Annotated in this window: 23 protein-coding genes and 1 pseudogene; 15 read left to right on the forward strand and 9 right to left on the reverse strand. The window is 71.0% G+C overall.

Annotation, left to right across the window (positions count from 1 at the left end; genetic code table 11):
* Positions 1-224: pseudogene (locus tag ADL08_RS37985) on the reverse strand (hypothetical protein); the annotation flags it as partial.
* 335 nt (positions 225-559) lie between these two features.
* On the opposite strand from ADL08_RS37985, the gene ADL08_RS08285 reads away from it, so the two are divergent.
* The 15 genes from ADL08_RS08285 (at position 560) to ADL08_RS08350 (ending at position 14,235) form a co-directional block, all read left to right on the forward strand.
* Positions 560-1,750, forward strand: coding sequence for a ParB/RepB/Spo0J family partition protein (locus ADL08_RS08285; RefSeq protein WP_053641416.1), 1,191 nt, complete (start codon positions 560-562; stop codon positions 1,748-1,750).
* 410 nt (positions 1,751-2,160) lie between these two features.
* On the forward strand, positions 2,161-2,415 hold the full coding sequence (locus ADL08_RS08290) for a hypothetical protein (RefSeq protein WP_053641417.1): 255 nt from the start codon (positions 2,161-2,163) through the stop codon (positions 2,413-2,415).
* A 440-nt stretch (positions 2,416-2,855) separates the two neighbouring features.
* On the forward strand, positions 2,856-3,263 hold the full coding sequence (locus ADL08_RS08295) for a hypothetical protein (RefSeq protein ID WP_053641418.1): 408 nt from the start codon (positions 2,856-2,858) through the stop codon (positions 3,261-3,263).
* A 149-nt stretch (positions 3,264-3,412) separates the two neighbouring features.
* Complete coding sequence (locus ADL08_RS37090) at positions 3,413-4,765, forward strand: hypothetical protein (RefSeq protein WP_063885260.1); 1,353 nt, start codon at positions 3,413-3,415, stop codon at positions 4,763-4,765.
* Positions 4,762-5,673 carry a ParB N-terminal domain-containing protein gene (locus tag ADL08_RS37095; RefSeq protein ID WP_053641420.1) on the forward strand — a complete coding sequence of 304 codons (912 nt, stop codon included), beginning with the start codon at positions 4,762-4,764 and terminating at the stop codon, positions 5,671-5,673. Before ADL08_RS37090 ends, ADL08_RS37095 begins: the two co-directional genes overlap by 4 nt.
* Before the next feature lie 36 nt (positions 5,674-5,709).
* Entirely contained in the window at positions 5,710-6,252 is a 543-nt protein-coding gene (locus ADL08_RS37100) for a hypothetical protein (RefSeq protein ID WP_053641421.1), read from the forward strand.
* Complete coding sequence (locus ADL08_RS35235) at positions 6,249-7,742, forward strand: terminase large subunit domain-containing protein (protein WP_053641422.1); 1,494 nt, start codon at positions 6,249-6,251, stop codon at positions 7,740-7,742. Before ADL08_RS37100 ends, ADL08_RS35235 begins: the two co-directional genes overlap by 4 nt.
* Positions 7,739-8,413 (forward strand): XF1762 family protein, encoded by a 675-nt coding sequence (locus tag ADL08_RS37560; protein WP_199836972.1) that lies wholly within the window; start codon positions 7,739-7,741, stop codon positions 8,411-8,413. Before ADL08_RS35235 ends, ADL08_RS37560 begins: the two co-directional genes overlap by 4 nt.
* A gap of 85 nt (positions 8,414-8,498) precedes the next feature.
* Positions 8,499-10,349: a hypothetical protein gene (locus tag ADL08_RS08320; protein ID WP_053641423.1), complete on the forward strand. Its 1,851-nt coding sequence runs from the start codon at positions 8,499-8,501 to the stop codon at positions 10,347-10,349.
* An 82-nt stretch (positions 10,350-10,431) separates the two neighbouring features.
* Positions 10,432-11,118, forward strand: coding sequence for a hypothetical protein (locus ADL08_RS08325; RefSeq protein WP_053641424.1), 687 nt, complete (start codon positions 10,432-10,434; stop codon positions 11,116-11,118).
* 119 nt (positions 11,119-11,237) lie between these two features.
* Positions 11,238-11,660, forward strand: a complete 423-nt coding sequence (locus tag ADL08_RS08330; protein WP_053641425.1) for a head decoration protein — start codon at positions 11,238-11,240, stop codon at positions 11,658-11,660.
* Between the two features lie 12 nt (positions 11,661-11,672).
* On the forward strand, positions 11,673-12,722 hold the full coding sequence (locus ADL08_RS08335; protein ID WP_053641426.1) for a major capsid protein: 1,050 nt from the start codon (positions 11,673-11,675) through the stop codon (positions 12,720-12,722).
* Between the two features lies 1 nt (position 12,723).
* Complete coding sequence (locus ADL08_RS37105) at positions 12,724-13,026, forward strand: hypothetical protein (RefSeq protein WP_053641427.1); 303 nt, start codon at positions 12,724-12,726, stop codon at positions 13,024-13,026.
* Positions 13,027-13,089: 63 nt separating this feature from the next.
* Entirely contained in the window at positions 13,090-13,419 is a 330-nt protein-coding gene (locus tag ADL08_RS08345) for a hypothetical protein (protein ID WP_053641428.1), read from the forward strand.
* 9 nt (positions 13,420-13,428) lie between these two features.
* On the forward strand, positions 13,429-14,235 hold the full coding sequence (locus tag ADL08_RS08350; protein ID WP_053641429.1) for a phage minor capsid protein: 807 nt from the start codon (positions 13,429-13,431) through the stop codon (positions 14,233-14,235).
* Positions 14,236-14,251: 16 nt separating this feature from the next.
* Here ADL08_RS08350 and ADL08_RS08355 read toward each other — a convergent pair whose 3' ends face one another.
* From ADL08_RS08355 to ADL08_RS08390, 8 genes are all read right to left on the reverse strand, one after another.
* Entirely contained in the window at positions 14,252-15,394 is a 1,143-nt protein-coding gene (locus ADL08_RS08355) for a hypothetical protein (RefSeq protein ID WP_053641430.1), read from the reverse strand.
* Between the two features lie 36 nt (positions 15,395-15,430).
* A complete protein-coding gene (locus ADL08_RS08360) occupies positions 15,431-16,291 on the reverse strand; it encodes a radical SAM protein (RefSeq protein WP_053641431.1) in 861 nt (286 codons plus the stop codon).
* Positions 16,288-16,674: a signal peptidase I gene (locus ADL08_RS08365; protein ID WP_053641476.1), complete on the reverse strand. Its 387-nt coding sequence runs from the start codon at positions 16,672-16,674 to the stop codon at positions 16,288-16,290. Before ADL08_RS08365 ends, ADL08_RS08360 begins: the two co-directional genes overlap by 4 nt.
* A 47-nt stretch (positions 16,675-16,721) precedes the next feature.
* A complete protein-coding gene (locus tag ADL08_RS08370; protein ID WP_053641432.1) occupies positions 16,722-17,840 on the reverse strand; it encodes an iron-containing alcohol dehydrogenase in 1,119 nt (372 codons plus the stop codon).
* Positions 17,837-19,018 (reverse strand): phosphoglycerate kinase, encoded by a 1,182-nt coding sequence (gene pgk / locus ADL08_RS08375; RefSeq protein ID WP_053641433.1) that lies wholly within the window; start codon positions 19,016-19,018, stop codon positions 17,837-17,839. Before pgk ends, ADL08_RS08370 begins: the two co-directional genes overlap by 4 nt.
* A 13-nt stretch (positions 19,019-19,031) precedes the next feature.
* Positions 19,032-20,135, reverse strand: coding sequence for an N-acetyl-gamma-glutamyl-phosphate reductase (gene argC, locus ADL08_RS08380; RefSeq protein ID WP_053641434.1), 1,104 nt, complete (start codon positions 20,133-20,135; stop codon positions 19,032-19,034).
* A gap of 23 nt (positions 20,136-20,158) precedes the next feature.
* Positions 20,159-21,121: an NAD(P)-dependent oxidoreductase gene (locus ADL08_RS08385; RefSeq protein ID WP_234352053.1), complete on the reverse strand. Its 963-nt coding sequence runs from the start codon at positions 21,119-21,121 to the stop codon at positions 20,159-20,161.
* Between the two features lie 85 nt (positions 21,122-21,206).
* Complete coding sequence (locus tag ADL08_RS08390) at positions 21,207-22,061, reverse strand: isocitrate lyase/phosphoenolpyruvate mutase family protein (RefSeq protein ID WP_053641435.1); 855 nt, start codon at positions 22,059-22,061, stop codon at positions 21,207-21,209.
* Positions 22,062-22,232: the final 171 nt, after the last annotated feature.

The raw sequence follows: 22,232 nt of genomic DNA on the forward strand, positions 1-22,232 counted from the left end.
CCCGCCAGCAGCGCCGAGGAGCCGCCGGTCGTGGAGCCTCCCGCCAGCAGCGCCGAGGAGCCGCCGGTCGTGGAGCCTCCCGCCAGCAGCGCCGAGGAGTCAGACAGCCTTCGGCGCCCGGAGCCGCCGAACCCGTCCTGGGCGGAGCGGTATCGGGCGTGCAGCTCGGAGGAGGCGCGCATCGAGCTGACCCGCCTGGCGCTGACGACTCGACCGGACCTCAAGGCGCCGGCGTGGGCGGCGGACATCGCCCTCGGGGAGACCCGGGCGCGGGATCTCCTGCGTGCGGCGAGGGCTTCCCGGAAGGTGATGGCGCCCGCCGACTCCTGATCAGCGCACTCTCAGGGGAAGGGCGCTCGCCGATTCGGCGGGCGCCCTTCCTTTATGGGGAGGGGATCGAAAAGGCATTGAATTCCTTTCCGTATTCCGTCGCGGTAATTCTTGAATTCTTTTCCGGATTCCCTATTGCTTCCGAAGTTGACTGCCTATAGATTCTAAGTAGTTCGACCGCACCAACCCGGACCTACCGGAACGGCGAACAAAGCGAAAGGAAAAAGAAATGACCGAGATCGAGACCCAGACCCCGGCCTTCTTCCCCAACGTCCGCATCGAGGAGATCGCCCCCAACCCGAAGCAGCCCCGCCGGTTCTTCGACGAGGAGGCGCTGCAGGAACTGGCCACCTCCATCCTGGCGAACGGACTGCTCCAGCCGATCGTCGTCCGCCCCTACGACTTCGAGGGCGAGACCGAGGCCCACTACATGATCATCGCCGGTGAGCGGCGCTGGAGGGCCTGCCAGATGGCCGGCATCGCCACGGTCGACGTCCGGGTCCTGGAGAACCTGAACGAGGTGGAGGCGTTCATCCTCTCCGTCGCGGAGAACGTGAACCGCGAGGACATGACGATCATGGAAGAGGCCGGTGCCTACGCCGACATGATGGCCCTCGGCTGGGACCCCAAGAAGATCGCGGCCCAGTGGGGCAAGACCGAGACCCACATCAAGTGGCGGATCGGGCTCCTCACCCTGCGCGACGAGGTCGCGGCCTGGGTCACGGAGGGCAAGATCAAGCCCAACCTCGCCTGGCACATCGCCCAGCTCTCCCCGGCCAACCAGATGGTCGCGGCCATGCGCTACCTCAAGGGCGACTTCGACAGCGAGGCGGACGCCGCCAACTTCGCCCAGGGCCTGCGGATGGCGGAGCAGCAGATCTCGATGATCACCGACGAGGAGCCCACCGTCGAGGAGAAGGAGAAGCGGGAGGCGGCGAAGAAGCAGGCCACTGACCGGCTCGGCAAGATCGAGGAAGGGCTGCTGCCGCTTCTGGACGAGCTGACCAAGGTTGCCAAGCCGGAGGAGCTGGCCGACATCCTCGGTGCGGAGCTCGGCCGGTACGTCCGTGTCATGGACCGGCTCCACAGCCAGGTAACGCTGGCTCGCCGGATGCTCCGCCAGGCGAACGGCATCGCCCAGGCCAAGGAAGTCGCCTGGGCGGAGGCGGTCAAGGCCACCCAGGCGCCGGCGAAGGTCGAGGAGCCGGTCAAGGCCGAGGAGTCGGCGAAGGCCGAGGAGCCGATCAAGGTCGACAACTTGGAGGCGCCGGAGGCCGAGCCCAAGGCGACCCCGGAGGAGAAGGCCCCGGCCAAGAAGACGGCCGCCCGCAAGCCGGCGGCTCCCCGCAAGCCGGCCGCGCCCCGGACCCGGGCCGCGGCGAAGAAGGCGGCTCCGGCCGAGGCGAAGCAGGACGCCTGACGTGAGGCCGGGCGGGTCCGGAAGGAGGCCGGACCCGCCCGGCGGCCAATCTACAGCGAGCGCATCGCCCACCCGGGCGGTGCGCTCGCTCCGTTGTGGGGCGATACGGACAGCTCTTCCTGGCCCCTGGTGCCCCCGGGCCCCGTAGGCGGGCGTATACGGGCGATCTTGGGCGGCGGATCCATTCCCCCCGGGATGGGTCCCTCGGGTGCGTGCGCCCCCCTAGGTCTCCGCTTCGGACCGCGTACGCCTCCCCCTCACCACCCCAGCCCTTCCGGGCCGCGCCGAACTGCATGACGGAGCGGGAGAGGAATTGCGGAATATTACGGAAGAATTCCTATTGCTCTAGACGAAGCGGTCAAATAGTTTCAAATCGTCAAGATCAATTGAAGCTCGTAAGGGGATCGAGAATGACCGAGCAGGAGACGCACGAGACGGTGTTCACGCTGGCCGCCTCCCAGACGTATTGGCGATTCACGAATCTCGGAGCCACCACCCACGTCAACTGCGCCGGCTGGACCTGGACGGTAGTTGCTCCCTGCGGTCAGCAGGCGTACATCCTTGGGCGGTCCGGCTGGGGCGGCGTCGAAATTGGCGGCCCCGACGCCACGTGGTCCCAGACTCTGCCCATCACCGAAGCGGTCGTGTCCTACCGTCGCTGCTAACGCTCCCAGGCGGGCCCGGAAGGAGGCCGGGCCCGCTCGCCAGTCCAAGGCGCGTCCCCTTCGGGTGGCGCGCCTTTCGCGTACCGCCGCCCGCCGGCTCCCTGGTCGGCCACGGGCGCCGGGCACCGGCCGCGCACGCAGGTCGGCGCGTACGGCGCTTTCCGCTCCCGCCCCTCCCTCCACCCCGTTCTCGGCTCCCCGGGTGCGTACGCCCCCGCCGGCGCCCGCCTGTCACCGACCGCGCTATCTCCCTCCCGGCCGCCAGGGCGTGGAATTCAAGCTAATTGGAGCCGGAATTAATGCGGAATGCGAAAGGTTAAACATTGATTCGTCGGGTGATAAAGCATAGGATTAAAGGGAATTGAAAAGCGTCCCTATCGGGGCAGGCTTCTTGCCAATTCCATAGAGGATCGCTCCTACACCAGAGAGGACAGCAGCACGTGCTGACCCTGTTCACGAACCGGTTCCCGGACTTCCAGACAGCCCAGGGGGTGCCGGTCCGCATCACCCGTGGCCACCCGCGCTACAAGCTCTCCTACCTTCTGCAGCACCAGGTGCCGGTGCTCGCCCCGGCCGCCGCCTACTTCACCGAGCCCGAGCCGGTCTTCACCGCGGCCTACCGCGCCGACCTCGACAAGCTCGGCGCTCCCCGGATCGCCGAACTCCTGAACGCCGTCGCCACGGCCGCCGGTGACCACCGCCTGGTCCTGCTGTGCTTCGAGGACCTGTCGAAGCCCGGACTCTGGTGTCACCGAAGGGTGTTCGCCGACTGGTGGCAGGAGCGCACCGGCGACGTCGTCCGCGAACTCGGACCGCGACCGACCCACGAGCAGATCCCGCTGATGTGACCCCCTGGCGGCCCGGCCGACGTACCGGCCGGGCCGTCGCCTCGATACCTGTGCGGCGGGCACCCTTCCGAGGGCGCCCGCCGCACAGCCGTGTCCAGGGCCTGCGCTGATAGCCTCCACGTGGCGCGGGGAACGCCTTGAGGGGAACCATGTTCCAGGGCACGATCCCTCAGCCCATGCGCGCCATCGTCCACGAGACCGCCCGCGAGTGGCCCGCCGGCGCCGCGGTCTACATCCCGTGCTGCGGCAACTTCACCATCGAGCGGTCGATCTCGGCGCACGGCTTCGAGCTCCACTCCTCCGACGTGTCGATCTACACCAGCGCGATCGGCCGGTGGCTGACCCGGCAACCCGTCGGGATCCGGCTCCGTCCCGAGTCCGAAGACGAACTCGGCTGGCTCGCCCACTCCCTGGACGATGCCGCCGGGACGGTCGCGACCATGATGCTGGGCACCCGGTTCTTGCCCGCCCTGGGCCGCGAGACCCTGTACCACCAGCGGGTCGTCTCCTCGTACCGCGCCCAGTGGGAGCGGATGCACGCCGAGACGGTCGAGAAGCTGTCGGCCACCGACCTCCAGCTCGCCTCGTACGACGCCGAGGACGTCCGCTCGTGGCTCACGCGGGTGCCTGAGACCGCTCCCGTGTGCTCCTTCCCTCCCTTCTACGGAGGCGGCTACGAGAAGCTGTACGCCCCCCTAGACGCCCACTTCGCCTGGGATGCGCCGACCTACTCCCCCCTGACGGACGCCGACGTGGTGAGCGTCCTCGGTGCGATCACCGAGCGCCCGTACTGGCTCACCGCGTCCAACCATCACGTCCCCGAGCTGGAGTCCCACCTGCGCGGCGTGATCAAGGCGACGCCCCGGGCCGCGCCGTTCTACGTCTACGCCTCGAAGGCGCGCACGCGGATCGTCGCGCCCCGCCAGCCGATCCAGCCGGTCGCCGCCCCTCGCCTGCGCCAGGGGGAGGAGATCACCGGCCCGCTCACCCTCTCCCCCCTGACGGCCGCCCAGTTCAACGCGCTGCGCTCCCGCTACCTGAACCCGAAGATCGCCCCCGGCTCGGCGCACCTGTCCGTCGCGGTCCGTGCCGGTGGCCGGATCGTCGGCGTCTTCGCTATGTCGCCGTCCTCGTACACCCCCGACGAGGCGTATCTGCTGTCCGACTTCGCGGTGGCCCCGACGGACTACCCCCGGCTGTCGAAGCTGATCGTCCTCGCGGCAACGAGCACCGAGGCCCAACTGCTGTGCCAGCGCGCCTTCTCCAAGCGGATCCGGGCCGTGGCCACGACCGCGTTCACCCAGAAGCCCGTATCGATGAAGTACCGCGGGCTGCTCAAGCTCACCAAGCGCGGCCCCTCCAACGAGTCCGGCTACGCCTACCAGCTCCAGTACCAGGGGCCGATGGGCGGGCACACCCTCGCCGACGCCTTCGCCACCTGGTCCAAGAAGTGGGGCGCCCCGAAGACCACCCCGGCCACCGCGAAGGAGACGACGAAGTGACCGAGCAGCTGACCCCGCCCGCCTACGTGGAGGGCGACCCCCGCGACCTCACCCTCCTCGACCTCAACGCCCGGTTCCTGCCGCACGAGCAGTTCAAGCAGCTCGTGGAGAACATCCGGCAGGACGGGTGCCTCACCTCCACACCGCTGGTCTGGAACGACGCCGACTCCGGCCGCCGCATCGTGCTGTCCGGCAACCACCGCACGATGGCGGCGATCGAGGCCGGCCTGACCCGCATCGGCTGGCTGGAGATAACCGACCCGCTGCCCCGACAGCGGCAGATCGCGCTCCAGCTCTCCCACAACGCCATCGCGGGCCAGGACGACCCGGCGATCCTCAAGGAGCTGTACGAGGAGCTGGAATCCGTCGAGTGGCGGCAGTACACGGGCCTGGACGACAAGGCCCTGGAGCTGCTGGAGAAGGTCGACGTCGGCGGCCTCGGTGAGGCGAACCTCGACTTCACCACCATCACGATCGTCTTCCTGCCCGACGAGCTGGAGCGCGCCGAAGCCGCCCTGGACGAGGCGAAGAAGACCGGCACCGCCGACGCCCGCTGGGGCCTGGCGCTCACCCAGTACGACGGCGTCCTGGACGCGCTGGAGACCACCCGCGCCGCCTACAAGATCGGCAACGCGGCCACGGCGTTCGGCGTCATCCTCGACACCTTCGAGCGGCACCTGACGGACCTCTCCGAAGGCTGGTACGACCCCCAGGCCCGCACCGCGTCCCGGGACGGCACGGCCCCGATCGAGACCGTGTTCGGCCTCCGCGAGATCCCGACCACCACCGCGGCCGCCGTCCGTACGGCGATCGCCGACCTGATCCGTGCCGGCGACGTCCCCGAGGACGAGCCATGGCGGGCCCTGGACGTGTGGACCGGCACGGCAGGCGGAGACGGCGAGGAGTAACCCGACAGGGAGGAGCGCAGGGCAAGGAGCCGGACGGTGGCAGGAAGCGACAACGACCCGTGGGACCGCCAGGCCGACGAGTCGACGGTGGCGTTCGCGGGGTTCGCGGCGTACCGCGACATGGGCCCCGCCCGGAGTATCACGCGAGTGGCACGGGAGTTGAACAAGTCCCGTGCCCTGATCGCCCGCTGGTCCTCCGCCCACGCCTGGGTCCTGCGCGCCCAAGCGTGGGACCGCGAGCAGGACCGCGTGTTCCTCGCCGAGCAGACCGTCGCCCGCCGCGAGGCCGCCCGCCGCCACGTGAAGATCGCCCAAGCCTTCCTCGGGAAGGCCGTCGCCCGCCTGCAGAGCCTCGACGCCCGCGAGCTGTCCCCCGACCAGCTCCTGCGGTACTTCCAGGTCGCCGCCGACATCGAACGGAAGGTCCTCGCCCCCGACAGCACGGTGCTCCCCGACGCCGACGACGACAACGCTCTCCAGGCCGGCGAGATGAGCGACGAGGAGCGCCGCGCCCGCATGGAGCAGTTGCGCCGCGAGCTGGAGCGCCGCATCGGCGAGACGCCGGAGGAGGAGGCGTGACGCGCAGAGGATGGGCGCGCCGACGCGGCATCGAGGCCCTGCCCGACCCGCGGGCCATGAGCGAACGGCAGCTCCAGCAGGAAGTCGCCGCCCTGGTCCGGGCCGACGAGGTCTCCCGCCGCCGCTGGGCGTGCGACCGGCCGAACTGCGACGGTCTGCCGCACGCCGGCTGGTTCCACAACCACGCCCGTGCCGCCCAGCGGACCCCGCTCGGGCTGTGGACGGCGTGGCTGCTGCTCACCGGCCGAGGCTGGGGCAAGACCCGCACGGCGGCGGAGTCGGTGCGCGAGTGGGCGCAGGTGCCGAACCAGCAGATCGCGGTGATCGCGAAGAACGCGACGCTCGTGCGCGACATCTGCTTCCTGTCGCCGAAGTCTGGGCTGCTGAGCGTGATCCCGCCCGAGGACATCCGCCGCTTCAACAGCTCCCTCGGCGACACCACGTTGTGGCTCAAGAACGGCACGATGATCCGAGGGTTCGGCGCCGAGACCCCGGACAACCTGCGCGGCTGGGCCTTCGACAAGGGCTGGTGCGACGAGTACGCGGCCTGGTCGCGGCACACGGCGCAGGAGGTCTACGACATGCTGTGGTTCTGCCTGCGCGAGGCCGACAACCCGCAGGTCATCCTGTCGACCACCCCGAAGCCGCTCCCGCACGTGAAGAAGCTCGTGGAGCGCGGCAAGGTCCAGCAGAAACGTCACCGCGAAGGCGGTCCGCCGCCGCGCGTGCTTCTGACCCGCGGGCACATGTCCGACAACGACGCGAACCTGTCGATGGCCGCCCGCGAGGAGCTGGAGGAGGAGTACGCCGGCACCCGCCTCGGCCGCCAAGAGCTGTCTGGCGAGCTGCTGGAGGACGTGGAGGGCGCCCTGTGGGCGGGCTGGATGCTCGAAGTCGAGGGGTTCCGCCTCCCCCGCGAGCACGTTCCGCACCTTGACCGCATCGTCATCGGCGTGGACCCGGCGACCAAGAGCCACGAGAACGCGGACCTCACCGGCTTCACTGTCGCCGGGCGCGGCACCCCGTACGTGTCGGCGTACGGCGACAACAGGCCCCGCGGGTACGTCCTGCACGCCGAGGAGAAGCGCCTCACCCCGACGGCCGCGATGCGCCGGGCCGCCGCGCTCTACCACGAGCACAAGGCGGACTGCGTGGTCATCGAGGCGAACAACGGCGGCGAGTACCTGCCCGCCCTGCTGGAGCAGGTCGACCCCCGGGTGCCGTGGCGGATCGTCCACGCCACCCGGGGCAAGCGGGCCAGGGCCGCGCCGGTGGCCCAGCTCTACGAGCAGGTCCGCATCCACCACGTCGGGCCGCCGCGCACCTTCGCGGAGCTGGAGGAGCAGATGCTGACGTTCGTCGGCCTCGGCGAGACGGAGGACTCGCCCGACCTCCTCGACTCCGCCGTGTGGGCGCTGTGGGACCTGTTCCTCGACCTGCCTGGCCGCGTCGGTCCGAGTAACGACCAGCGCCTGGACGGGCGCCGATGAGCACCATGCCCATCGGGCCGCCGACCGTGGCCGACAAACAGTCGCGGCTGACGATCGTCCCGCTCATGTTTGCCGAAGCGTGCGAAGCCGTCGACCGGATCCACCGCCACCACAGGCGTCCTCAGGGGCATCGGTTCAGCATCGGCGTGGTTCGTCCGGGCGTGCTTTGTGGCGTGGCTATCGTTGGTCGCCCGGTGGCTCGTGCTTTTGACCCGCGCTTCACGATCGAGGTCACTCGCGTCGCCACCGACGGCACACCCAACGCGTGCTCCGCCCTGTACGGGGCGGCATGGCGGGCAGGGTCGGCGATGGGTTTCCGCCGGGTGATCACATACACGCAGGGCGCTGAGTCGGGTGCGAGCCTGCGCGCAGTCGGATGGACGCCGATCGCTGTTCTGCGTCCACGGACGGGATGGGACACGCCGGCGCGTCGACGTGAGGATCGAGGCACAGATGGTGTTGCTCGGATTCTCTGGCAGCAGTGCTCCAAGGACGCGCCGGGCTTGCCGTCGATCGAAGAACTGCGGGCTGCCATCCGTAGCGAAGTTCTCTGCGAGGCGCCTGATTGTGGACGTCCTATCAAGGTCGGCGGTGGCCGAAGGCGTCCTCCTCGCTACTGCTCGCCCGCCTGCCGATCGCGTGCTTACCGTGCTGCAAAGGCGAGCGCATGAACTGCGCGGACTCCCTCGGCGTTTCCCGTCTCTGAGTGCGTAGGCTGCTCGGTGCGGGCGCGGGGCTCGGACGCCTGGAGGCGCTGTGGGCCTGCGCGAGCTGTTCATCGACGCGTGGAGCTGGCTCAACTACAAGGAGACGATGTCCGCCCCGGACCACGGGCGGCGCGTGTTCCCCGAGCTGGCGAGGCAGTGGATCCCGGACGACGACCTGCGCCGGCTGACCGCGTACAAGATGCTCGTTGCCTACGACCAGAACCAGGCCGGACAGCTCGCCGCCGCGTACGGCGACGAAGACGGTCTCGACCGCCGAGAACTCGGCGACCCGGCGCGGCTCATCGACGCGGCGGTGGGCTACCTCCTCGGCTCGGAGCAGAAGATCGTGGTCCCGGGCGCCGAGCACGCCGAGGACGAGGACCCGGCCGAAGGCGCGCAGGCGGCGGCCGAGCTGCAGGAGCGGCTTCGGGCGTGGGCGAAGAAGGAACAGCTCCTGCTGCGCGTCCAGCAGGCGGAGCGGTGCGCGGTCCGCTGCGGCGACGCCGTGTACGCGCTGTCCTGGGCGCCCGCGAAGAACCGGGTCCTGCTGCGTACGTACGACCCGGGCTGGTACTTCCCGGAGTGGGACGAGGGCGAGCAGGACATCGCCGAGTACCCGACGCGAGTGCACTTCGCGTGGGGCCTCCCCGCCGACCCGGCCAAGGGCCTGAAAGAGCGGGTGCGACGGATCACGTACGAGCTGGGGTCGATCCGGCCGGCCACCCGTTCCGGCGCCGACCTCGGCGGGGCGCCCGTCCGGGAGACGGTCCTCGCGGAGGACGGCACACCGGTGCTGACGGCGGGCGACACCCTCGACGCCGAGACCGGGCAGATCACCCGCGTCTACCCGTGGGCCTCCGCGCCGTCGCCGTTCACGTGCTACCTGACGGACGCCGAGTGGGTGCTCGATGACCTCAAGGGCGGCCGGGACGTCTTCACCCTGCCCGAGAGCAAGGCCCGGTACCGGACAAGGTCCGACGGCCAGGTCCTCGACCGCCTGGACCTCCAGGTCGACTTCCTGCCCGTGGTCCACATCCCGAACAGCATCCCGGACGTGGGAGAGCACTGGGGCAAGAGCACACTGGCACTGGTCCTGCAGGCCCTGGACGAACTGGCCGCGACGGACACCGACTCGGCGTCGGCGTCGGCCACCACCGGCAGCCCGGTCATCGCGCTCGCCGGCGCCCGACTGCCCATCGACCGGACCACCGGCCAGCCGCTGCCGGTGAAGGTGAAGGCGGGCTCGGTGTGGGAGCTGAACGAGTCCGGCCGGATGGACACGCTCGACACCTCACCTCAGCTGGCGGAGCTGCGCTCCCGCATCGACCACCTCCAGGACCGGATCGCGGCGAACAGTCGGCTCACCGCTGCCGGGCTCGGCCTGCTCGACCCCACCGAAGTGCCGTCCGGGTACGCGCTCCAGCTCGCGCTGAGCCCGCTGGACTCCCTCGTCGGCGCGATGCGGCTCGCGCGCGCCGACAAGTACGAGATCCTGCTGCGCATGGTGCAGCGGCTCCACCAGGCCGGACGCGTCTGGCCCGAAGGGGAGTCCTTGCCTGCGGAGCTGTCGTGGGGCCCGCCCACCCCGACCGACCGGACCGCGGTTCTCACCGACGTGGTCACCGGCGTGACCAAGGGCGTGATCAGCCTGGAAACCGGCGTACGGATGCTGCAAGACGCGGGCTACCCGATCGAGGACGCGGCCGAAGAGATCGAGCGGATCCAGAAACGGGCCTTCGAGCAGGCCGCGCGCCTCGCGGACGCCACCGGTGACAACGCGGTCGTGCGGGAGTACCTGGGACTGCCGAAGGCGGACCCCGGCGTCCCGCCGGCGCCGCTGCCTCCCGCCGGGTCGCCGCCCGTCCCGGGCACCGGCGGCAGGGACGACGACGGCGAGTAGGCCGTCAAGATCGCGAAGCGGACGGGACCTGGGTCTACACTGATCGTCGGCGCGGGGGCGCTGCTGTTGGAGGACGACCGCCATGGCCCGCCCGCTGCCTGCCCCGAAGACGCCCCTCGGCCACCGGCGCGACGGACGCCCGATCCTTCCGATCCTCGGCGCCTCGCCGGACGACCCGTCCGCGCAGCCCGGCGGCGAACCGGCACCGGCCGGTACCGGTGTGGTGGTCGACCAGGACACCCTTGCGCGGCTGCTGGCCCGGGAGAAGGACCAGGGCGGCCGGACGGCCGTGAAGAAGCTCCTCGGAGAACTCGGCTTCGAGAAGCCCGACGAGCTGACCACGTTCGTGACGGCGCAGCGCGAAGCCCAGCAGGCACAGCTGACCGAGGTCGAACGCCGCGAGCAGGCCGCCGCCGACGCCACGAAGGCGGCCGAGGCCCGCGAGCGCGCCGCCGCCGCCCGGGAGCGGGCGGCCGTCCGCAGGGGCGCGCTGGTCGCCCTCGGCGCGAGCGGCGACAACCTCGCTGACGCCGAGCTGCTGCTGACCGTCACGGACGACGCCGACGAGCAGACCGTGGCGGACGCGGCGGCGGCACTGGCGCAGCGCCGCCCGGAGCTGTTCGGGCAGCCGGGGCAGATCAAGCCGCCGCCGGCGCCCGGAGGTTCCCCCGCCGGTGGGCCGCCGCCGCGCGGCAACGGCCAGCCCAAGGGCGGCTCCGGCGGGCTGGAGATGGCGCGCAGGCGCGGCCACATCAAGGCCGCCGAGTAGCCGTCCGCGAGACCTCCCACCGGCGGGACAAGGCCGGACCAGGGACCACGCCCTTCCCCTTCGTGGACGACGTCGCCGCCTGGTGAGCGTGTGCCCCACCCACGTTCACCAGGAGCAGGATGTCCATCCAGCCGATCTCCCGGTCGAGTACGTACACCGCGAACCGTGACTGGCTCGCGTCGCTGCACGGCACCGACCAGACCGAGACGATCACGCTCGACCTGTCCAAGTTCACCGCGGGCACCCACTACGCGGCGTCCACCGACCCCGTGCAGCCCTACAGCCGGTTCCTGTCCGGCGTCCCCGTGGGCCGGATCACCGCGACCGGCCTGTACGGGCTGTGGAACAAGGCGAACACCGACGGCACGCAGCTCTTCGCCGGCGTCGTGTTCGCCGAGGCGTACTTCGCGCCCGGCCAGACCCGGGTACCGGCCGCCCTGCTGTGGCACGGCGTCGTCCACGCGGCGAAGGTCCCCGGCGGCCCGCTCAACCCGGCCGACGTGACGCTCTCGCCCACCTCCGCCCAGATCCGCTTCGTGTAAGGAGGCACCCCCATGACGATCCAGGACCTCCTGAAGGACGTGTCGGTCAAGGACCTGACCACCTTCGCGCGAGCGATCCCGACCCCCGAGGACTTCCTGCTCCAGCGGGTCGTGTTCCCCTCGCTCACGGTCAACGAGGTGAAGTGGCGCATCCGGGACAACGGCCGGTACGTGAATACGGCGAAGTACCGGGCGTACGACACCAGCGTGCCGATCGCGTCCCGTGAGGCGTGGTCGAACGTCCGCGAAGGCGCGCTCATCGAGATGGGCCAGAAGCTCGTCGTCGGCGAGCAGGAGCAGCTTCTCCTCGACGCTGAGCGCGGCGCCGACCAGGACCGGCTGATCGAGCTGCTGTACGACGACGTCGAGCGGCACGTCGAGTCCGTGTACTCCCGGCTGGAGCTCGCCGCCGGCGATGTCCTGCTAGACGGCAAGCTGTCCATCGATGAGAACCGGCTGATCACCGAGGCCGACTACGGGATGCCGGCGGGGAACCGGGTCACGGCGGCCGTGCCGTGGACGGACTCCCAGAACTCGGACCCGATCGCGGACGAGCTGGGCTGGCTGCAGTACCTGGACGACCTCGGCGTGCCCGAGCCCGAGTTCGTCCTGACGTCGAAGAAGGCGTACGCGCCGCTGGCGAACAACCAGGCGTACCGCGCGGCGTTCTACCAGTCGGTGTCGCCGTCGACCACGCCGACGGCGACCCTGAACCCGGCGCAGGTGCAGTCGGTGCGCGCGACGTACGGCCTGCCGCCGGTCAGGTTCTACAAGGCGCAGGTCCGCGTCGACGGAGTGGCGCGGAAGGTGCTCCCGGAGAGCGCGTGGATCTACGTGCCACCGCAGCGGGAGCGGTGGGCGCAGATCCAGTGGGGCCGGACCTGGGACTCGCTGAACCTCACGAGGGGCACCAACCCCGCGATCTTGCGCGAGGACGCCCCCGGCCTGATCGTCACCAGGGGCGTCCAGACCGACCCGGGCCAGATCTGGACGAAGGTCGCCGCCGCCGCGATGCCCGTCATGCACACCCCCGACGGCCACCTCGTTGCGAGCGTGATCTGACATGGGGCGACTGGCGAGCACGGTGCACGTGTACGACCCGGAGCGGCGGGAGCGGGTGATCCTCCTACCGGGTGACGAGCCGAGTCCGGCGGTGGCGCGGCTGATCACGGCGCCGGCGGCGTGGGAGGACGGGGTGCTCCCGGAGATCCCGGACGACGAGCCGGGGTCCGAGCCGGACCCGGAGGCCGAGACCGAGCCGGAGCCGGCGGACGGGCCGGAGCCGGAGGCCGAGGCCGAGCCGGAGCCTGTGGCGGCGGAGAAGCCGCCGGCCCCGCGCCGGACCGGCCGCAAGGCCCAGGCGTAACGAGCAGGGCGCGGCGCCCACGAGGGGAGGCGCCGCGCCCTTCACCATGCAGGGAGGAGACCGGTGGACGAGGCGGTACGAACGTGGCTGCTCGCGCAGCTCGGGCCCGGGACGGACGCGGCAGACCTGGAGGTCCGCTACACCCGTCTCAGGACGGCGCGCGCCGTGGCCCTGGAGGTGCTGGCGGAGCGGCGAGCCGGACTGCTCGCCGAGCCGCTGCGCCTCACCGTCGACGGCGTGATGACGGTCGACAACTCCGGCAACCTCACGGGGCTTGAGCGGCAGATCACCGCGGTGAGCGGTGCCGTGGCGCCGGACGAGACCACGACCGGCGACGAGGGGCTGCCGGTCGTGGTCGTCGCGGCGCTGCGCCCGGCCCGGCGCCGCTGGTAGGGGAGCGCGATGACCTACGAGTGGCCGCCGCTGACCCCGGGCGACCCGGACGAGGTGGCCCGCCGCGTCGCCGCCGTTCTGCAGGACGCCTGGCAGCGGCTCGCCGACGCACAGGAGAAGGTGCTGCTCTCGATCACGGCCCGCTGGCGGCTGCCGTACGTCCTGGAGACCCTGGAGGAGTTCAAGGAGTCGATCGCCGACTTCGCGGCCCGGGTGGAGGAGGAGGCGCGCGCGTTCGTGCAGCGGCAGCTCCCGCACCTGTACGAGCAGGGCGCGCGGGCCGCCGCCGTGGACTTGGGCCGGCCGTTCGGGTGGACGGCGATGCACACCGAGGCGCTGCAGTCGCTCGCCGCCGACAGCTACGGCGACTTCCTGCGCCGCTCCCAGGAGGCGGAGCGGATGGCCAGCCAGTGGTACCGGACGGCGCGCGCCGTGGCCCGGCGCGAGGTTCCCCTGCTGGCGGCCGGGAACCGTACCGCGGTGCAGAGCGCGCGGGAGCTCGCGAAGCGGCTGGAGGGCCAGGGGCTGGACCACGTCGTCTACCGCAACGGAGCGCGGGTGCCGGTGCGGGCGTGGGCGGAGGCGGCGACGCTGGCGAAGTCAGCGGTGGCGTACAACGCGGGCACGTTGAACCGGGCGCGCGAGGCCGGCGTGAGCCACGTCGAGGTTTTCGACAGCGTCGGGTGCGGGTGGACGCGGCACAACGACCCGGATTTGGCGGCCGGTTCGGTGAGGACCGTGGAGGAGGCCGCGCAGTGGCCGATCTCCCACCCGAGGTGTCGTCGTGGGTTCGGGCCCCGCCCCGATGTGGCCTAGAAATATGAGCAAGTGGTTACAAAACGGCCTTCCACGGGCCGCGAGTAAGGGTGGTCTCGCCGTCCGGGGTGATGGTGACCCGGGCGCCGTATACGGGCAGCTCGCCCATCCAGGCGAGGCGGTCGAGGATGTCCTCCAGGGGGTCCCACAGGCGGCGGGGGCCGCCCTGATGCACGGTGGGGACCTCCCGGGGAGCGGTGGCATGGGCGCGAGCCCACGACCCGTCGGGGTGGGTCATCCAGACGGTGTGGCTCCGGTCCGGGTGCCACCGGTGGCGGTGCTCGATGCCAGGGGTGTGGAGCTGGAGCATGGAGCGGATGTTCCACGTTTCCGGTACGAACACGAGGAAGTGGCGGCTGGTGGTCACCTTGCCGTCGCCGTTCTCCGCCTCGTCCCAGACGGAGGCCGGGACGGTCTCCTCGTAGTCGTCGCCCTGGCGGGGCGCCATGAAGGAGGCCGGCTCGTAGGAGGTCCGGCCCCGGGCGCCGCCGTCGGGGGTCTTGTCGGCGTAGAGGATCAGGCCGGTGCCGGTGATCGTGGTGACCAGCCGGCCGCCGGGGCGCAGCGCCTTGAGCCAGGCGGCCGGGATGGTCGGGACGGACACGGTGGACACGATCCGGTCGTACTTGCCGGGCAGCGGCCCCTGGGTGAGGTCGCAGACCGCGGTCTGCGGGTGGAGCCCGATGGAGGCGAGTCGATCGGTGGCGGCGGCGACGAGGTAGGGGTCGACGTCGACGCTCGTCACCCAGTCCGGGCCGAGGCGCCAGCAGGCCAGGGCGGTGCCGTAGCCGGTCCCGGTCGTCACCAGCGTGCGGCATCTGTCGGTGAGCTCCGCGTGCCGGTACATCCCGACGACCAGCCCCGGCTCCGTCGAGGACGACGTCGACATCCCGGACGTGACGACGGTGCCGGGTTCGGCGTCGTCGGCGTGCAGAGCCCCGACCCGCGTCACCAGCGTGGTGTCGCGGTACGCGGCGGCGAGCCACGCCTCGGGGTCGGCCGCGCCGTCGCGAACCACCCGGCCGCCGGCCGCCTGGTCTCGCTCGTACCACCGGGGCACGAACACGTGCCGGGGAGTGGCGGCGACGGCGGCCCCCCAGCGGGACCCCGGCCGGGTAACCTCGTCGGCCAGTTGTCTCGCACGCTCCCGCCAGTCCATGCCTGCCCTCTTCCTCTCTTCCCGTGCCCTGCTCGATCAGTTGTCCATCGGTCCGCAGGTACCGCCGCCGGACGAGCTGTCGTCCGAGGGCCCGCAGTCCGGCCCGCACGGATCCGCCGACGTCCGGGCCGGGACGCTCGCGCGCGCCTGCGCCCACTCGGAGCTGGACAGGACCGACGCGAGCGGCGTCTCCCGGACGTTGCCCACGGCCAGGAAACGGCCGATCTCGCAGACGGACACCCGCCCGTCCGGCAGGATGGCGGCCTTGCCGTCGCCACACCGTCCGCACAGCGACGACGGGGACGGCAGGAGGCCGCCGGCGGCGCGTCCGACCGCACGGACCTTGTCGACGGAGACGGTGACTCCGAGCGCCTCCATCTCGATACGGGCCTCCTCCGCCCGCTGACCGTTCCCGTGGTCGATGATGGCGACCTTCACGTCCACACCTCGGCGGACGGCCTTGACGATGGAGGCGCGCGTCTTCGCATGGGACCCGGGCCGGCCGGTGATCGCGTCGTGCTGATCGGCGTCGTCGCTGTAGTACGAGGTCGCGACGCTGACCCGCGGGTCCTCGAAGAGGGACCAGTGCTTGGCGCGGACGCGGTACAGGTTGGAGTAGACCCGCACCGCCAGGCCGGCCCGCAGCGCGTAGCCGACGATGTCGGCGAAGTCGAGGTGGAGGGTCGGTTCCCCGCCGATGATCTGCACGGTCTTCGTCCCGAGGGCGGGGAGACCGTCGATGACCCGGTACCAGTCAGCGGTGGTCATCGAGCCGTGGCCGCCGGTCGGGCCGGCGTCGGCGTAGCACTGCCCGGGGCAGGTGAGCTGGCAGCTGGAGGTGATCTCCAACGAGACGAAGCCGAGCGGGGTGGTGGGGCGGGTGTCCAGCACGGTCATGGGGTGCTCCTGTCTGGGGCCTTGTAGCCGGGGATGGAGGGCCACCGCACGGTCATGACGACCGACTCTTCCTCTGCCGTCCACGAATGGTCGACACCGCGCCCCCAGACGACGTAGTCGCCCGGTTCTTCGAGCAGGGTGTCGCCGCCGTCTTCCTCGTGGAACTGGACTCGGAACTTCCCGCTGACGAGGACCAGGAGGCATTCGCGTTCCTCGCCGGTGACCCAGATGCTGCGCTGGTCACCGCGTGGGTGGACACCCCACTTGACCTCGACATCCGTACTGTGCCGGACATCGTCAGAGGGCTTGAACCAGCCGAGAAGCCAGCCCTGGTCATCGAGTGCGTCCTTGCCCGCATTGCCCTTGTACACACGGTCGTTCACGGTCTGGAAGCTAGCAGAGCGGTGGTGGTGCTCGGGGTACATCGGGTTTACAGCGCCCGTTCGTAGATCGAGGTGATGAGGGTGGTGTCCGGGTCGGGGTGGGGGTCGTTGTCGATGTTGCCGGTGATGCGGGCGACGAACCCGGGGATGTCCTCGGGGCCGTAGCCAACAGAGCGGAGAGACCGGCGCAGGTCGGTCAGGGTCAGGAGCTGGGCGACCGCCTCGCGCGTGCTGTCGGTGCGCAGCGCGTCGGCGACGCGGGCGGCGGCCTCGGGCGCGGCCTGTTGGAGGCTTTCGAGCCAGGCAGGGTAGAGGAGGGCGAGCCCCTGGCCATGGGTGGGGCCGGGGCGGTCCGGGGTTCCCATGGCCTGCTGCATACGGTGGGGCAGGCAGGTGCTGGCGCTCGCGACGAGGATTCCGCCCAGGACGGCTCCGAAGGCCATCCTGTCGCGCGTTTCGGAGCTGCAGTGGCCGGCCGCGATCCGCCGGAGGGCGTCCGGCAAGAGGTCCAGGGCCTGGCGCGCGATTGTGTCGGTGTGCGGCCTGGAACTGCGCGCGGCGAGTGCTTCGATGGCGTGGGTGACCGCGTCGAACCCCGAGGTCATGGCGACGCCACGAGGCTGGGTGTCGGTCAGCGCGGGGTCGACGAGGGCGATCTTCGGGAAGACGTCGAAGCCGCGGATGCCCGACTTGAGGCCGCGGGCGGTATCGGTGATGATCGCGCCCTTGGTGACCTCGGCTCCGCTGCCGGCCGTGGTGGGAACGGCGACGACCGGCAGGCAGTCGGCGTGCGGGGTCAGGATGGTGCCGACGAGGGGGCCCGACGGACCGTGAGCGACGGCGACGGCCGTGGCCTTCGCCGCGTCGAGGACGCTGCCGCCGCCGATGCCGACGATGACGTCTGCTCTGGTGGCACGGGCCTGAGCGGCGGCGGCGTCGACGGCGGTGGACTGCGGCGTGATGCCGTCGATGACGTACGCGCGTACGCCGGCGGCCTCCAAGCTCGCCAGGGCCTGCCCCAGAGCGCCGTTGCCGCGGGCGGAGGTGTGCCCGCACACGAGGAGAGCGGTGCCTCCACAGGGCCGGGTGTACTCGCCCAGCTTGTCCAGGAGACCGCGGCCGAACCGGATGCGTGTGAGGGTCGGAGGGAAGTCGTACTCGGTCACGCGGCTCTCCAGATGGTGCGCTCGCGGAGGGCTTGCAGGACGGGAAGGTCGGCGTGGTGGAGGTAGTGGAGGGCGGATCCTCCACCGGTGGAGGTCAGTCCTCGGAAGGGGAGTTCGTTGACGGTGTCGCCGCCGAGGAGGATGCCGCTGAGGGACGGGGCGCCGGCGACGGCGACGGCGAGGTGGGAGGCGACGGAGTATCCGGCGGTGTGCAGGCTCGGGGTCCCGGCGACGACGACGCGGGTGCCGGTCCGGAGCTGGCGGAGGTGGTCCTTGAGCCACGGCTCGGGCAGGAAGTCGACAATGGCGTGGCCGTCCGGAACGCCGTCGTTGATGTTGATCACCTGCTTGCCGGTGTAGTTGTCACCGTAGCGGTGGGCGATGATGACGCGGTTGGGCAGATGGATGCGGGCCGTCGCGGAGTGAGCGGCCTGTGCTGCGGCGGCGGTGCACGCGTCGGCGTTGCCGCCGAGTTCGGACGCGCCGACGTTGTGGCCCTGGGCGCGCAGAAGGTGGTGAAGCACCGCGCCACCAGGGACGACCAGGTCGTAGGTGCGGGAGAAGCCGACCAGTCCTATCAGGGTCTTCTCCGGCTTGACCCCGCCGAGAAAGGCGACCGAGGGCATGTCGGGGAGGCGGCCGGCCCAGGGTGCGAGGAGGCTGGTCTCATCGAGGAGGCTCCCGGCCGCCCACCCGGGCCGATGCGCGAGGATGCCGACGTTGGAGGCGTGCAAACGGTGCGCCTTGGAGAAGCCTCCGACGGCCACGTAGTTGCCGAGGGCGGCGAACCGGGCCGCGAGCTGGGGGTCGCCCGCTTCCTCGCCCGCGTGGTGCCGGGTGTTTCCGAAGACGCACACCTCGCCCGGGGCGAGGATCTGGGACCGGGCAGCAGCTCCGGCGTCGGCGTTGTCCGGGTAGTAGTAGACGGGGCGGTCCAGCCGGTCCGCCATGTACCGGGCGATGTCGCCGAGGTGGCGGGCGGTGCCGTCATGGTGGCGGCCCTGGTGGGACAGGACCGCGACGCGGGCGCCCTGTTCCGCGAGGTAGGCGATGTCGGAGAGGTCGCTGTCGATACGGGAAGTGTCGCCCCGGGTGTCGGCGACATTGAATCCGGCGGAGAAGATCCACCGCTCGCCAACGGTGACGGGCCGATCAGACAGGAGCGGTAAGGCGTTCATCCCGGCAACCTCCCTACAGGCCGTACGCGGTCAGCGCGTACGTCTCGTCGAGGCCGAGCATGACGTTCATGTTCTGGATCGCGGAGCCGGCGGCGCCCTTGATCAGGTTGTCGGTTACGGCGACCAGCTTGAGGGTGCCGCGTTCACCGTCCCAGTCCGCGCCGATGTGGCAGAAGTTCGAACCGGTCACAGCGGTGAGCCGCGGGTAAAGCCCGTAGTCCTTGGAGTTCAGGCCGCCGGTCCTGGACGTGGTGACGATCCGGACGAACGGTTCGGCGGGGCCGTCCTGCTGGCCCTGGTAGAAGCGGGTGAGGAGGGTGACGAGACGGTCGCGCGACATGCCGTCCCGGTGCTCGGGGTGGACCTGAAGGCTGACCTGCGCGTGGATCCCTCGCGCGAAGTTGCCGTGCGCGGTGGACAGGTCGACGGTCAGGGCGCGACCGGCTTCGGTGGCGAGGTGGGTCTCCAGCTCGGGCGCGTGCCGGTGCCCGTCCAGGCTGTAGGGGAGCATGGAGTTCAGCGCCTCGGCGTGCATGACGGCCCGCACGGGCGTGCGGCCGGCGCCCGTGGTCCCGTTGACCGCGGAGATGTGGACGGGCCGGTCGAGGTCCGCCCAGCCGGCACGCAGGACGGGTGTCAGGGCGAGAATCGCGGTGATGACGTAGCAACCGGGGTTGGCGACGAGCCGGGCGCGGACGATGCGGTCGCGGTGGAGCTCGGTGACGCCGTACACGGCCTCGTCCAGGAGGTCGGGGGCGGTGTGCTCGGCGCCGTAGACGCGCTTGTAGGTGTCCGGGTCGGGGAAGCGGAAGTCCGCGCTCACGTCGATGACGCGGCAGTCCCGGTCCAGGAAGTGGCGGGCGTGCTTCATGGCGGTCCCGGACGGGGTGCAGAAGAAGACGACGTCGACGTCGGCCGCCTGGTCGCGCAGGTCCTCGAAGCTGTTGAACGCCAGCCCGCTGCCCAGCAGGTTGGGGTGTACGTGCTCGAAGATCTCGCCGTGCCGGGCGGTCGGCATGATCCGGTGGACGCGCGGGTGGTTGAGGAGGAGGCGGCACAGCTCGCCTCCGGCGTATCCGGTGGCGCCGACGACGCCGACGGTCAGGTCCGTGTTCATCAAGGTCTCCCGGGGGGTGGGGTTCAGCAGATGCGGGTGGGCGCGTCGTGCCCGGCGAGGGCGAGTTCCAGGCCGTCGAGGAGGGTCCGGCCGATGCGGTCCTGCGCGTCCCGGGTCATCGCTCCGATGTGCGGGGTCAGCACGACGTTGTCGAGTTCGGCCAGCGCCGGCGTGCCGCTCTCGGTGGCGTGGACGTCCAAGGCCGCGCCGCCGAGGCGCCGCTCCTTGAGCGCGGCGTACAGCGCGGGCTCGTCCACGACTCCGGCGCGGGCGACGTTGACGAGGTAGGCGTGCGGCTGCATCGCGGCCAGGGCCCGGAAGTCGATGAGGCCGCGGGTGCGGTCGGTGAGGGGGCACGCCACGATGACCACGTCCGCAGCGGTCAGCAGTTCGTCAGTGGTGGTCAGCCCGACGCCCCGGGCCGCCCACTCCCTGGTCCGTTCGAGGGTCGGGGTGCCGACCGAGCCGAGCACGTTCATGCCGAGGCCGACGGCCATGGAAGCGACGTGTCCGCCGATGTCGCCGACGCCGACGACCCCCACGGTCTTCCCGGTCAGCTCGGAGCCCGTCAGGGTCGCCTTGCGCCAGGCTCCGGCGCGCACCTGCCGATCGGCGAGCGGCACGTGGCGTGCCACGGCGAAGAGGAGCGCGAGCGCGAGCTCAGCGACGGCCCGGGACGACACGGCGGGGACGTTGAACACCTGGATCCCGGCCTGCTGCGCGGCGGTCAGGTCGATGTTGTCGACGCCGTTACCGGCCCGCGCGATGACGCGCAGCCGGGACGCCGCGGTGATGGTGGGGCCGGGCAGCGTGATGCCGCTGCGGAGCACGATGGCGTCCTGGCCGCGCAGAAGGTCCGCTAGTTCGGTGGGCTCCGGCCGGAGCTGCACGGTGACGTCGTAGCGGGCGCGTAACTCGTTGAGAGCGGACGGGGCTATGGGGTCGACAACCAGGACCCTGGCGGGGCCGGGATCAGGCAGGGACACAGGGCACTCCAGTTCGGCGGAGGAGAGAAGGGGGAGGAGGAACGGCGGGTGCGGGGTCCCGGGACCCCGCACCCGCAGGCGGCCGTCAGTCGAGGGCCTGCCAGGACGCGAGCTCCTGGTAGGCGAAGATGTCGCTGACGGGGGCGAGGTCGTACTCCAGCTTCACGGTGTCGCCGTTGTCGAGGATCGACGCGTACGTGCCCCGCAGGGCGCTGATGGTGGAGCGCAGGCCCTGGTTGGCGTAGATGACCACGGACACGCCGGCGGCGGCCATGTCACGGGCCGACCAGTCCGGGTAGGTCGTCGGGACGACCACGACGGGCAGCTTCGCCTCCCACCCCTCCAGGAAGGCGAGGATCTCCTCGTTGGTCTTCTCCTTGGAGTGGATGAGGATGGCGTCCGCGCCGGAGTCCGCGTAGGCGCGGGCCCGGTCCAGCGCCTCCCTCACGGGCCGGCCGTTGATCAGGGCCTCGGTGCGCGCGATGACGAAGAAGTCGCTGTTGGTTTGGGCGTTCTTCGCGGTGGTGAGCTTGCGGCAGAAGTCGTCCGTGGTGACGAGGCTGTCGCCGCGGTCGGCGAAGCTGTTCATCTTGGGGAACTTCTTGTCCTCGACGCTGATGGCGGTGATGCCGGCCGCCTCGTACTCGTGGACCATGTGGCGCGCGTTGGCGTTGTTGCCGTAGCCGCTGTCGCAGTCCGCGACGACCGGTACGCCGATCGCCTTCTGCATGTTCGCGGCGGCCTCCAGGTACTCGGTCATCGTGAGGAGGCTGGAGTCGGGCAGGGCGCGGGACGCCGACACCTCCAGGCTCGACGACCAGACGGCGTCGAAGCCGGCCTCCTCGGCGATCGTGGCACCGAGCGCGGTGTGGGCACCGACGACTCGGACCAGGCCGTCGGCCTGCACGAGGGATCGGAAGGAGGGCACGGGCTTACGCATGGTGGGACTCCTCTGCGTAGGGTGGCGTCGGGTCAGGCGCGGGATGTGCCGGACCGATGAAGGGACGCCTCCGGCTGCTCGACCTGTCCAGGGATGCTCAGCTGGAGGCGGATCCCGCCAGGGCGAAGCGCCGGGCGGGAGCTGGTGACCGGTGACCACACGGGATCGGGT

Origin of the sequence: Streptomyces sp. NRRL F-6492 (genome assembly GCF_001280125.1) — a bacterium.
Classification (GTDB): Bacteria; Actinomycetota; Actinomycetes; order Streptomycetales; family Streptomycetaceae; genus Streptomyces.